Annotated in this window: 12 protein-coding genes; 4 read left to right on the plus strand and 8 right to left on the minus strand. The window is 50.8% G+C overall.

What is annotated here, in order from left to right:
* Positions 1-65 precede the first annotated feature (65 nt).
* From rbsB to C9J03_RS13595, 5 genes are all read right to left on the minus strand, one after another.
* Positions 66-944: a ribose ABC transporter substrate-binding protein RbsB gene (gene rbsB, locus C9J03_RS13570; RefSeq protein WP_044621446.1), complete on the minus strand. Its 879-nt coding sequence runs from the start codon at positions 942-944 to the stop codon at positions 66-68.
* A 66-nt stretch (positions 945-1,010) separates the two neighbouring features.
* Complete coding sequence (gene rbsC / locus C9J03_RS13575; protein WP_044621445.1) at positions 1,011-1,994, minus strand: ribose ABC transporter permease; 984 nt, start codon at positions 1,992-1,994, stop codon at positions 1,011-1,013.
* Positions 1,991-3,496 (minus strand): ribose ABC transporter ATP-binding protein RbsA, encoded by a 1,506-nt coding sequence (gene rbsA, locus C9J03_RS13580; protein ID WP_044621444.1) that lies wholly within the window; start codon positions 3,494-3,496, stop codon positions 1,991-1,993. Before rbsA ends, rbsC begins: the two co-directional genes overlap by 4 nt.
* A 40-nt stretch (positions 3,497-3,536) precedes the next feature.
* Positions 3,537-3,956, minus strand: a complete 420-nt coding sequence (rbsD, locus tag C9J03_RS13585) for a D-ribose pyranase (protein WP_044621443.1) — start codon at positions 3,954-3,956, stop codon at positions 3,537-3,539.
* Positions 3,957-4,587: 631 nt separating this feature from the next.
* The gene (locus C9J03_RS13595) at positions 4,588-5,409 is read right to left on the minus strand and encodes a TOBE domain-containing protein (protein ID WP_044621441.1); all 822 of its coding nucleotides are present in this window, start codon (positions 5,407-5,409) and stop codon (positions 4,588-4,590) included.
* Between the two features lie 135 nt (positions 5,410-5,544).
* Between C9J03_RS13595 and C9J03_RS13600 the strand changes: the two genes are divergently transcribed.
* Positions 5,545-5,910, plus strand: coding sequence for a DsrE/DsrF/TusD sulfur relay family protein (locus tag C9J03_RS13600; RefSeq protein ID WP_039461939.1), 366 nt, complete (start codon positions 5,545-5,547; stop codon positions 5,908-5,910).
* Positions 5,911-5,970: 60 nt separating this feature from the next.
* On the opposite strand, the gene C9J03_RS13605 is transcribed toward C9J03_RS13600, so the two are convergent.
* Positions 5,971-7,011 (minus strand): LacI family DNA-binding transcriptional regulator, encoded by a 1,041-nt coding sequence (locus tag C9J03_RS13605; RefSeq protein ID WP_044621440.1) that lies wholly within the window; start codon positions 7,009-7,011, stop codon positions 5,971-5,973.
* A 313-nt stretch (positions 7,012-7,324) separates the two neighbouring features.
* Between C9J03_RS13605 and C9J03_RS13610 the strand changes: the two genes are divergently transcribed.
* The 3 genes from C9J03_RS13610 (at position 7,325) to C9J03_RS13620 (ending at position 9,403) form a co-directional block, all read left to right on the plus strand.
* Positions 7,325-7,768, plus strand: a complete 444-nt coding sequence (locus tag C9J03_RS13610; RefSeq protein ID WP_044621439.1) for a PTS sugar transporter subunit IIA — start codon at positions 7,325-7,327, stop codon at positions 7,766-7,768.
* A gap of 81 nt (positions 7,769-7,849) precedes the next feature.
* Positions 7,850-8,137, plus strand: a complete 288-nt coding sequence (locus C9J03_RS13615) for a PTS sugar transporter subunit IIB (RefSeq protein ID WP_044621438.1) — start codon at positions 7,850-7,852, stop codon at positions 8,135-8,137.
* Positions 8,138-8,146: 9 nt separating this feature from the next.
* The gene (locus tag C9J03_RS13620; protein WP_044621437.1) at positions 8,147-9,403 is read left to right on the plus strand and encodes a PTS ascorbate transporter subunit IIC; all 1,257 of its coding nucleotides are present in this window, start codon (positions 8,147-8,149) and stop codon (positions 9,401-9,403) included.
* Between the two features lie 105 nt (positions 9,404-9,508).
* Here the strand turns inward: C9J03_RS13620 and C9J03_RS13625 are convergent, their stop codons facing one another.
* Positions 9,509-10,987 (minus strand): oligopeptide:H+ symporter, encoded by a 1,479-nt coding sequence (locus tag C9J03_RS13625; RefSeq protein WP_044621436.1) that lies wholly within the window; start codon positions 10,985-10,987, stop codon positions 9,509-9,511.
* 28 nt (positions 10,988-11,015) lie between these two features.
* A complete protein-coding gene (locus tag C9J03_RS13630) occupies positions 11,016-12,413 on the minus strand; it encodes an aminopeptidase (protein WP_044621435.1) in 1,398 nt (465 codons plus the stop codon).
* Positions 12,414-12,696 lie beyond the last annotated feature (283 nt).

Here is a 12,696-nt window from a genome sequence, read left to right on the forward strand (position 1 = left end):
CTGCCCGGCGATTGGCGATTGGCTTTGAACCTTTTGCCTATCGCCACTGGCCTCATGCCTTCTCTTTACTCTGAAACCACTTTCAGAGGAACAGGGATGTTTGCTTCAACCTGCTCGCCTTTCAGCATCTTGTCGGCGGTTTCCACACCCAGTGCACCAATTAGGTCTGGCTGCTGGGCGATAGTCGCTCCAAGTTTGCCGCGCTTAACCGCAGCGATACCGTCATCAGTGCCGTCAAAGCCAACGATCAGGACATCTTTGCCCGATGCCTGGACGGCCCGCAGGGCACCCAGCGCCATTTCGTCGTTTTGGGCAAATACTGCTTGTACGTCAGGGTTAGCCGCCAGCATGTTTTCCATCACGTTCAGGCCTTTGGTGCGGTCGAAGTCCGCTGGTTGGCTCGCTAGTAGTTCCATGCCGCTTGCATTAACCGCTTGCATGAAGCCTTTACCACGCTCACGGGCTGCAGAGGTGCCGGCAATACCTTCTAGTTGGATAACGCGGGCTTTTTCACCCACTTTTTCCATGATGAACTTACCGGCCATTTCACCACCGGCCACGTTGTCAGAGGCAATGTGGCTGACTACTTCACCGCGGCTGGCACCACGGTCCAGGGTGAGGACAGGGATGTTAGAGCGGTTGGCCATGCGGATAGCATTGGAAACCGCATCGGAATCGGTCGGGTTGATCAGAATTGCCTTCACGCCACGAACTGTCAGATCTTCCACATTGGAAAGCTCTTTGCTTGGATCGTTTTGTGAATCAAGAACAATCAGGTTATAGCCCAACTCTTTCGCTTTGGCTTCAGCCCCTTCTTTCATGGTAACGAAGAATGGGTTGTTCAGCGTGGAGACAACCATTGCCATCGTGTCCTGCGCGGCAGCCGTAGAGCTGAATGAAGCTGACAGTACAGCGGCAGAGATCAGGGTTGCTAACTTTTTCATTCTATTTTCCTTTCTACATATGTCGGGTGGAGGCGGGCAGGGGGCTACCCGCGAACAGAGGTTGTGTTACTTATTTTTGTTATCTACTAGGACTGCCAGCAGGATAACCACTGCTTTCGCAATCATTTGGTAGTAGGAGGAGACATCCAATAGGTTTAGGGCGTTGTTCAAAAAGCCGATGATCAGTGCACCAATCAGGGTACCCATAATGCGGCCTTTACCACCAGCAAGGCTGGTACCGCCAAGAACAACCGCGGCGATAGCATCAAGCTCGTAGCCCATACCCGCTGTCGGCTGTGCCGAAGACAGGCGAGAGGTCACGATGATGCCGGCAAGCGCGGCGAGCAGACCACAGATGGCATAGACCCCAATCTTGACGCGATCCACATTGATACCAGAAAGACGAGCTGCTGATTCGTTACCGCCGAGGGCATAGATGTAGCGACCGAAACGGGTGTGGTTCAATAGGTACCATACCGCGGCAAAGACAATCACCATCAGCCAGATTGGCACTGGGATACCCATCGCGTAGCCGGTGCCGAACCAGGCAAAGCTGTCAGCAACGTCGGTGAAGCCAGTAGAGATAGGTCGACCATCGGTGTATACCATGGTGACACCGCGTAGCAGGGTCATGGTGACTAGGGTGGCAATGAAGGCCTGGACCTTGCCCTTGGCAATAATGACACCACTGATAGCACCGAGAGCTGCACCTGCCAGCAGGGCAGTAGGCACGGCAATCATGACTGGGACTTCCATCGCAATCAGTGAGGCGGCAAAAGCACCACATAAAGCCAGTACCGAGCCGACGCTCAGGTCAATACCGGCGGTCAGGATAACCAGTGTCATACCCACCGCAATGATGGCATTGACCGAGGTTTGACGCAGGATATTCAGGATATTGTCGACAGTGAAAAAGTTCGGGTTCAGAAATGACACCACGACAATGAGGAATATGAGCGCAATCAGAGACTTCTGCTCGATTAGCCACTCTTTGCTAAATAGCTTGGCGCTACCTGAGTTTTGTTGTTTGGTCATAGCGTTGCTGCTCATGCTGCTACCTCGTTGATTTGTTTACCCACAGCGCAGGCGAGAAGTTTTTCTTGGTCGGCCTCTTCAGCCATGAATTCACCGCTGATTTTGCCTTCGTGCATGACCAAAATGCGGTCACTCATGCCGAGTACTTCCGGCATTTCAGAAGAAACCAGGATGATGCTCATTCCTTCTGACTTGAATTGGTTGATTAGCTGGTAGATTTCTTTCTTGGCACCGACATCGACTCCGCGGGTTGGTTCGTCCAAAATCAATACCTTAGGTTTGGTCATCAAGCCCTTGGCAATGGCCACTTTCTGCTGGTTACCGCCAGAGAGGTTACCGATGATCTGGTTGTGGGTCGGTGTCTTGATGTTAAACAGGCGAATAAAGTCCTCGACGGCAGTGACCTCGTCGTAATGCCGAAGCTGGATGCCTTTTGACAGCTGCTCGAGCGAACAGATCGACATGTTCTCCTTCACCGATAGGCCAAGGATCAAACCATCCCCTTTCCGGTCTTCGGAAATATAGGCGATGCCGTTGGCCAGGCCGTCTTGCGGGGTCAGCGGGTTGATCACCTTGCCATCGAGGACCACATCACCTGACTCACGTTCAAGGGCACCGTAAATCACTTTCATGAGCTCAGTGCGGCCCGCCCCCATCAGGCCAGAGATCCCCAAGATCTCACCGCGATCCAAAGTAAAGCTGACATCGTGGACGCCCGGGCCGTTAAGGTTTTTCACTGCGAGGCAAGTGGTACCGTGTTTGACGTCGATCCGCGGGTACTGCTCATCGAGGCGGCGGCCAACCATCATTTCGATCATGGTGTCTTCATCGATATCGGCAACTGCACGCTGGCCGATGAACTTGCCGTCACGCAACACCGTGATGTCGTCACAGATCTCGAAGATCTCTTTCAAACGGTGGGAGATATAAACAATACCCGTGCCTTCTTCACGCAATTCATTGATCACCTTGAACAGGGATTCTGTCTCGGTGTCGGTCAGGGCGTCCGTCGGTTCATCCATAATGATGACCTGAGACTTGAACGACAGGGCCTTGGCAATCTCGACCATCTGCTGTTCGCCAAGGCTCAGGTCGCCCAGCAAGGTACGTGAACTGTGCTTCACATTCAGCCGGGCGAGTAGGGCATCGGCTTCCTTGTACATCTGTGACCACTTGATGCCGCCGAACGCGTTGGTTTTCTCGCGGCCAAGGAAGATGTTTTCGGCGATGGTCAATTCCGGGATCAGGTTCAGCTCCTGGTGGATGATACTGATCCCAGCCTCCTGCGAATGGCGGGGGCCATTGAAGTTAACCGTCTGGCCTTGGTAGCGAATCTCGCCAGCGTCCATGTGGTAGATGCCAGTCAACGCTTTCATCAGTGTTGACTTACCAGCACCGTTTTCACCCATCAAGGCCATTACCTTGCCCGGGTAGACATTCAGGCTGGCCTTGTCCAGCGCCTTTACGCCGGGGAATGCCTTTTCGATGTCTTTGAGTTCTAAAATTGGCTGAGTCATAGGGAGTCCTTGCAACTGGTCTCTGCAACTACGGGTGCGCTTAAAACACGACGCCGGCTTGGAAAATGACATTGGCATATGGGGTGCATTCGCCAGTACGGATCACCGCTTTACTGTTCTGGGTATGTACTTTGAACGCCTCGTGAGGCACATAAGCAATGTTGAAGGTTTTCCCGCACATCGCTTCTTCTTCTCTGACTAGGGCAATCAGCGCATCGTGGTGCTCTGGGCTGACTTGCTTGAATTCTTCTGCCATCACCACGCCTTCAATCTGCATCTCGCCCAGCAAGGCTTTTACTGTCTGGATGAAGGTGGGAACACCTGGGATAAGGGCAAGATCAATGCGTTGGGTTTCATCTGGGATTGGCAGACCCGCGTCACACACAGTGACTTCATCGGTATGGCCAAGAGTGGCAACCAGATAGGACAATTCTGAGTTGATGAGTGCGCTCTTTTTCATGCTTGCACCTTAGTTATTGATGGTGGTGATGCTTCTAACGTCGTATGCCAACCTTGGCCGTATCATCCGTGTCTTAATCTTCCATCGAAACGATTACGCAATCGTTTCGATGGCGATAAATGTAAAAGCAAACGTTTCGATGCGCACTAATTATGGTTGAAAAATGTGATTGGGCTCAGAAGAAATATCCTTTTGGTGAATGTTTTTTGTGCATTGGGAATCATGGCGGCAGGGGCTATGTGATTTTTATGTAAGGTTTTGCAAAGGGGGGGAGTTTGCTTTGAAATTTGGCGGGCGAAAGGCTTATTATTGCAGCGTATATACGCCTGCAAATAGCTTAGGCGCAGATCTTTAATCACCGAAATGGACTGATCGTGATGGTAACCGTACTCCAGCTTCAACCTGTCTTGCTCAGTATTGCCCCAGTTTCAGTAGCTGTGATGCTATATGCGATGAAGAGGAAGAAATTGTGGTTGATGCGGATGTCATTGCTTGGAATGGTGCTGTCAGTGTTTCTACTTTTTGCCTTTCAATACCTGGATTATCGCTATCTAGAAAGTTGCCTCCAGCAAGGGGAGGTCTACAATCCGTTGCAAAACTCTTGTATCAAATTCAATTAGCGATTTTCAGACTAGCTTAGCGTTGCCAAGATAACCTGTGCACTGGGAAAGACAGCGTAGGCCTCGTCCCCAATATTGAGCCCCGTCACGTCTTCGCTTCCTTTATCAATCAGGGCACAAATCTCATCGTTTTGGTTGAGTGTCAGGGTTACTTCGACCGAATTGTCGTCGGCATCGATCGCTTTGACTCTTCCCATTATCCAGTTATGCCCCGAGGTGGTATCGTACGTGTCTTGATCGGGCTGGGCCTCAGGCATTGACGAGGGAAGTTTGATATCGATGGCCGGCCCTTTGATCAGGGCTACCACATCTTTCCCCTGATGCAGGTTCAGCCGAACTGTGCTGCCATGGGTGATAGTGGCGGTGAGCTTTATGCCTCCCTGCAATACGACAGTGATCAGATCATGTAGGGCATGGTTTTCTATCTGCTCAATGGTCCCAAAGAGCTGGTTTCTGGCGCTGGTTTGCAGCGACAGCTTGCTCATGACACCAAGCAGGCTGTGCAGCGGTACACTTTCGTCGTTGAGCGCTTCCAACCCCATCGATTGGATTTGTTCCAGCAGCTCATACATTTGTACCAGCCGCTGGCCATGATTCGTCAGTGAAGCGCCACCACCGCCTTTTCCCCCTTTTTCAGATTCGATGAGAGGAAGTTCAGACTGGTGGTTCATTTCCTTTACGGCATCGAATGCGGCTTTGTAGCTGATCCCTGCGAGCTTGGCCCCCTGGCTGATCGAACCCGACGAGGCAATGGCTTTTAGCAGGGCGATGCGGCGGGGATTGGCGAACATTTTGCCTTGTTGCGACAAGGTAAGCGTTGCGTCGAAATCCATAGTGTTGTCCGTCCCTTTGTGCCAATGTGTGCCAGATCATAAATCGTTGCGGTGTTTTTCCGTAGAGTATACCTGACTTTTAGTAGTGATTGATTTATAAAACAAAAAAATCAAGATATGAAGGAAAGCGGAACAATGAAACCAAAGCAAACCCTACTGTTTATTCTAAACGATGCACCCTATGGCTCGGAGCGCTCTTTCAATGGCTTGCGGCTGGCGATTAATCTTGGTGAGCAAAGTGAAGCCGAGACTGAAATCAAAATCTTTTTGATGTCTGATGCCGTCAGCTGTGCACTGCCAGCCCAAGCGCCGGGAGAAGGGTACCATGTCCAGCAGATGCTGGAGATTCTGATCGCCCAAGGTGCCGAAGTGAAACTGTGCAAAACCTGCTGCAACGCCCGCGGACTGTCGTCATTGCCACTTATCGAAGGTGCCGAAATTGGTACATTGGATGATTTATCACTCTGGACGCTACAGGCCGACAAAGTCGTGACATTCTGATCAGAGCCAGGGCTGATGGTATTCAGCCCTGTATGCCTTCGGTCAGTGGATTGATAGGTGTTAGCCGGTATAGCTGCTCGCACGGCTCAGCAGCTGAAAACCGATGTTGACACTGCCAGCCGAGCCCGCAGGTGTGTCGCTATCCTCAATTTTCTCAACCAGCAGCTCAGATGCCTTGATCGCCATGTCTGGATAATCGACGTGAATAGCCGTGATACCAGGGTAACTTTGCTGGCAATAGTCAGCCCCATCAAGGCAGGTTATCGCCATCGATGTCGGTACTTTAATCACCCGGCGTTGGCACTCGAACAGTGCACCCATGGCAATGTTTTCATGGGTACAGATCAATGCATCTAGCTCCCGCTCTCGCAGTAGCAACTTTGCGAGCCCCTCTGCACCTAACTCGATGCTGGCTTGCCCGTGGGAGGTCAGGAAATGATCTGGGGTCAAGTAGCCTTCGAGCATCGCTGCCTGCCAGCCTCTGAGCTGCTTGTTGAGGATCGCCTGGTCACCATGGCCACCGATAAAGCCAATGTTCTTGAATCCTTGGGCGATTAGCTGCTGGGTCAAGACTTTTGCCGCTTGGTAATGATCGACACCGACATTGAGATCTATGGCCAACGGGGTGATTTCATTGACTTCGAGTACGGGGATATTACAGGCTTCGAGTAACTTCCGTCCTTTTGCCGAACGCTCACTGCCAAACAGTACGATAGCCGCTGGGCTACTGGCCAGAATGTTGGTGAGGATTTTCTCTTCTTGCTCTAACACACCGCCGGTATAGCTAATTTGCAGTTGGTAATTACGCTTAGCCAGGTGGGATTGAAACGGCCCAGTGAATTGGCCGCAGGCACTCTCCGTCATCGACGGAATAAGCATGGCGATCGTATCGCTCTGGCCTGAAGCGAGCGCGCCGGCGGCTTTGTTGGGAATATAGCCAAGCTCATCGACGGCTTGTTGGATTTTTTCGCGCAGTTTGTCAGAAACCTGCTCTGGGGTACGCAGTGCCCGTGATACTGTCATCGAGCCCACACCTGCGAGTTTGGCAACATCCGCGAGTGTTGCACGACCTGTGCTGCGACGTTTTCGAGGCTCAGCCATCGAATCTCCCTACATCATAAAATAGCATTGCTAATTCAAGTTGGTTAGCAATGCTATTTTCATTTAAAAATCAGATGCTTAATTTTAACATCCTGATTGCGTTATTGTGAAACATGCATTTTAACCTTGTTGATACCAAGGTTCCAATTGGTTTGCCAGCTCTGTGAGATTAAAAATGGTAGCGCTATCACAAATTTTGGTAGCGCTATCAGATAGCGCTACCAAATGTGATTTTGATCGCTTTATTTATCCAGTCCGATCGTTAAAGTGGCCCCAACGACACAAGTTACCCATTGAAGAAACGAGAAGAGCGATGCTGAAAGAACTGCTTACCCAAGATGTAATTAGCCTTCATGATTCGGCTGAAAACTGGCAACAGGCGATTGAGTTGGCTTGCCAACCGCTGATTGACAATGGTGCTATCGAACCAAGCTACGTTGAGGCAATTTTCAAGTCACACCAAGAAATGGGGCCTTATTACGTCATCGGTCCAGGGATCGCAATGCCGCACGCTCGCCCCGAAAACGGTGTAAACCGCCTGGCGCTGGGGCTGACAGTGATCCGCAACGGTGTGAACTTCGATGCCGATGAAAATGATCCGGTGAAAATGTTGGTGACACTGGCTGCGACCGATAGCAACAGCCACGTCGATGCGATTGCCCAGCTCGCAGAGCTCTTTATGAACGAAGAACATGTGGCGCAAATCTGTGCCGCGCAAGATGTTGCCGCTATTCGCCGCATCATCGAAACCTATTAATTCAAATGGCTTTTGCCAAACAAACAACGGCGAATTGTTCGCACACTAATAACGCTTAAAGTAGTAGAAAGGTAGAATATTATGAAAATCATGGTTGTATGTGGTCACGGTCTAGGCACTTCTCTGATGATGGAAATGAGCATCAAGGGCATCGTGAAAGACTTGGGTGTAGCGGCAAATGTAGACCATATTGATTTGGGGTCGGCGAAAGGCACCGAAAGCGATATCTTTATCGGTACTAATGATATTGCTGAGCAGCTGGTCGCTCAGGGTATCGGCGGAAAAATCGTTGCTCTGGACAACATGGTAGATAAAAACGCGATGAAAGACCGTCTTTCTGCAGCCCTACAAGAGCTTGGCGCACTATAAGAGGCCACTATGGAATTCTTTCGCTTTTTAATGAACGACGTGCTGGCCGAGCCAGCCGTCCTGGTCGGTCTGATAGCGCTTATCGGTCTGATTGCCCAGCAAAAACCAGTGACCGAGTGTATCAAGGGTACGGTCAAGACCATTATGGGTTTTGTGATCCTGGGGGCCGGTGCGGGATTGGTTGTCACCTCTCTGGGCGATTTCTCTGCCATCTTCACTGAAGCATTCGGTATTTCCGGGGTAGTACCTAATAACGAAGCCATTGTGTCGATTGCTCAGGAAGCCTTCGGCAAAGAGATGGCGATGATCATGTTCTTCGCCATGCTGGTGAATATCCTGATCGCCCGTTTCACGCCTTGGAAATTTATCTTCCTGACCGGCCACCACACCCTGTTCATGTCGATGATGGTGGCTGCGATTCTGTCGTCGAGTGGCATGAGTGGTGTGCCGCTGATTGTTCTTGGCTCGCTGGTTGTTGGTTTTGTGATGGTGCTATTCCCAGCCATTGCCCATAAGTACATGAAGCAGGTGACAGGCTCTGATGATGTGGCCATTGGTCATTTTTCCACCATGTCGTATGTGCTGGCGGGTTTCATCGGTAGCAAATTTGGTAACAAAGAGCACTCTACCGAAGATATGGATGTGCCAAAGAGCTTGTTGTTCTTGCGTGATACGCCGGTGGCGATCTCCTTCACCATGAGTATCATCTTCTTGATCACCTGTTTGTTTGCTGGTGGTGATTTTGTCCGTGAAGTGAGTGGTGGCAAGCACTGGTTCATGTTCTCGCTGATGCAGTCAATCACATTTGCAGCCGGTGTTTACGTTATCCTTCAGGGTGTGCGTATGGTTATCGCTGAAATCGTACCGGCATTCAAAGGGATCTCTGACAAGCTGGTACCTAATGCCAAACCTGCGCTTGATTGCCCGGTGGTGTTCCCATATGCACCAAACGCGGTTTTGGTTGGCTTCCTATCCAGCTTCACTGCCGGCCTGTTCGGTATGTTCCTGCTCTACATCATGGGGCTGACAGTCATTATCCCGGGGGTGGTACCGCACTTCTTCGTTGGCGCTGCTGCAGGGGTATTCGGCAACGCAACCGGTGGCCGCCGGGGTGCAATGCTGGGTGCGTTTGCCCAAGGCCTATTGATTACCTTCCTACCGGTATTCTTGCTGCCGGTACTGGGTGACCTTGGCTTTGCCAATACTACCTTCAGTGATGCTGACTTTGGTATCGTCGGTATCTTGCTAGGTCTGATTGTCCGCTAAGGGCAACTTATAGAATCTGCGTTGAACCAGAGAAAAGCGAGGGGAGAGCCCTCGCTTTTTCATATAACCATACTGAATTGTTTATTGTGGAACGCGTTGAAAAGACTACGCAGTTTGCGCGTCTTTCGCTTCAGTTTCTTCGCTAACGTCGGTTTCGATAAGCCGGTTGAGGCGCGGTGCCAGGTAGACACAAACCAAGCCAACAAGGGTCGACGCGATAGCCAAGGCATAGAAATAATTACCATAAGAAACCAGGCTTTCGACCGGGGTCATCTCTGCTTCGCCAGTTGCAGACAGACCTGCCACCCAGGCTCCCGCAACCGAGGCCAGTGCCAGCGTCATGTTCCATGCACCATAGATGAAACCGCGGATCCGGCTCGGGAACAGTTTGGCGATGGCAGATAGACCAAGGGCAGAAATTAACAACTCACCGATGGCGAACAAGAAGTGCGGCGCGGCAATCCAGAACGGGTTGAGCATGCCGTTTTCATCACCGAAGTACTGTGAGAAACCAGCCAAACCAAAGGCGGCAGCACAGACCAGCATCCCCAGAGCGAACTTGCCCGGCATGGACAGATCTTTGCCTTTCTCGCCCAGCGTGGTGTAGATGTGGGCCAGTACCGGGCTGAGGAAAATAATCCACAGCGGGTTGAATGACTGGTAAGAAACTGGGTTGATGGCAAAACCAAAAATCTCTGCTTCAACGTTATTGATCGCGAAGAAGTTCAAGGAGGTCGGCATCTGGTTATACAACACGAAGAAGGCCAATGCCTGTCCCATCAATACCAAGCCGACGATCATGCGCTTGCGGCTGATCGGGGCTTCTTTCTTCATTTCCTTGGTGATCAGGAACAGGATGACCAGAGCCGCCGTGGCCAGGACGAACTGGGCTAACGGTAAGTTGGTGAGCAAGTAGCTGGCTAGGGCTACGGCAATCAAGGCCGCAGATAAGAACAAGCTGTTGGTCTTGAATGGGATGGCATGCTTGTCGGCTTCGGTCGCCTTGGTGATTTTCTTGTTGAGCATCAAATAGGTAATGACGTTAACCGCCATACCGACCCCTGATAGGATAAAGGCTGAGGTCCAACCGATACTGTAAGCCATGATCGGTGCGCCCAGTTGGGCGACAAAGGCGCCGATGTTGTTGACCATGTAAAACAAGGTATAGGCGCCGTCCAGGCGAGGGTCATTTTTCTCATAGGCTGAGGCTATGATGGTTGGCGGTGCAACACTACCGATACCACGGCCAACGGCGACAGTACCTAAACCGACGAAGACGAAGTGCGGCTGGGCAGTGATCGCCGAGTAGGCAATGATGAAATAACCGAGACCTTGGAAAAAGAAGCCCCAGACCAAGGTACGTTTGGCCCCAAGGATCTTATCGGCCAGCCAGCCACCGACAAACAGCATCGCTGCACCGAGGGCGGCAAATGCGCCGAAGGTGGCAAACGAGGTCTTCTGGTCGATACCGAGTTCTTCACCGAGGAACACCGGCAAGATCGCCCATAAGCTGTAGAAAGAGAGCGCCCACCAGAACTGGCATGAACACAGGATATAGAAGGTTATCGGATGTTTCTTTTTCATGTGCGGAATTCCATTTTCTTAAGCGTTATCACAGGGCTTGGGTGTAGAACGTCTTGTAAGCACGGTACAGTTCGAAAATGTCAAACTTGGAAGACAACTCGAAAGGCGAATGCATGGAAAGCAATGCAGCACCGGCATCTATAGTGTTGATGCCGTAGTGGGCAAGGTACTTGGCAACCGTACCGCCGCCCCCTTCATCCACTTTGCCAAGTAGGCCGGTTTGCCAGCTGATTTCATGTTCGTCGAAGATACGGCGTAGCGCGGCGACATATTCAGCATCGGCGTCGTTGGAAGCGACTTTGCCACCATGGCCGGTGTACTTGGTGAGTACCAGTCCGTAGCCCAACTTAGAGGCATTCTGCGCATCGTGGACCGACTCAAACAGCGGGTTAAGGCCGGCATTCACGTCGGAAGACAGCGCATAGGATTGCCATAGGCAGCGGCGAAGCAATTGGTCGTTGTAGGTATTGCCAGCTTGGCGGATCAGCAGTTCACCCACGAAGTATTCCAGATAGCGAGACTCCAGGCCGGTCGCACCGGATGAGCCGATCTCTTCTTTATCAACCAAGAAGCACACTGCGGTTTGCTCTGGGGTAGGGATATCAAAAATCGCTTCCAGAGAGGTGAAGGCACAGATGCGATCGTCCTGGCCGTAAGCACCGATCATGCCTTGATCGATACCGACATCACGGGCGTTACCTGCAGGAACCAACATCAGTTCTGCAGAGATGAAATCGGTCTCGCTGATCTCGTATTTCTCGAACAGCTTGGTGAGTACGTGATGTTTTACCTTGTCTTTGACTTTCTCATCGTCGAAAGCCATTGGAACCGAGCCGACAATAATCTGCAGCTCTTCACCTTTGAGGACTTCGTCTGCCTTGCGGTCACGCTGAACTTTGCGGTCGAGGTGGGGGAGCAGGTCGGGGATAGTGAAAACAGGATCGGATTCCTCTTCACCAATCGTGATATCAACACGACGGCCGGATTTCGTCACCACCACACCATGCAACGCAAGAGGACGGGATGCCCACTGGTACTTTTTGATACCGCCGTAATAGTGGGTACGCATCAGGGCCAGTTCATTTTTTTCGTACATTGGATTGGGTTTTAGATCGAGGCGTGGTGAGTCAATGTGCGAAACGACAAAGCGGATCCCATCTTGAATTGGTTGCTGGCCGATAATAGCCAATACAACATTTTTGTTTCTGTTGACGAAGTAGGCTTTGTCGCCAGGTTGTAACTGCTGGTAGTCTTCTATTGGGCGGAAGCCGTATTGTTTGGCCTTCTCAATGGCGACATTCACGCATTGGCGTTCGGTTTTACCTTTATTGAGGAAGTCTTTGTAGTCTTCGCAGAAATGATTGATGTCATTGATTTGGGTATTGTCGAGATTTAACCAACCATTCGTATATTGCAGCGTTTCCATTGCTTATCTCCAAAAGGGCGATTGTTTTCGCTGTGAAGACTATCATTCTGCATATTTGCTTTAATGTGAGTTTGATCTGCTTACATGTATAAACTATATGGTTTTTAATTCTAATTTATTGACTATTATGTAATTAAAAGTTCTTTTGTTTGTGTTTTCTTGTATCTGGCGGAAAAGTGCTTGGCTATGGTTGTGAAAACCCTGTTTTGGTTGGTTGGAGTCTTATTTTTAGGGCGGTGGAAGGGGGTGGTAAATATAAATAAAATAGACTGTGTTAATCGCA

This window comes from Photobacterium gaetbulicola (genome assembly GCF_003025515.1).
In the GTDB taxonomy this organism is placed as follows: Bacteria; Pseudomonadota; Gammaproteobacteria; order Enterobacterales; family Vibrionaceae; genus Photobacterium; species Photobacterium gaetbulicola.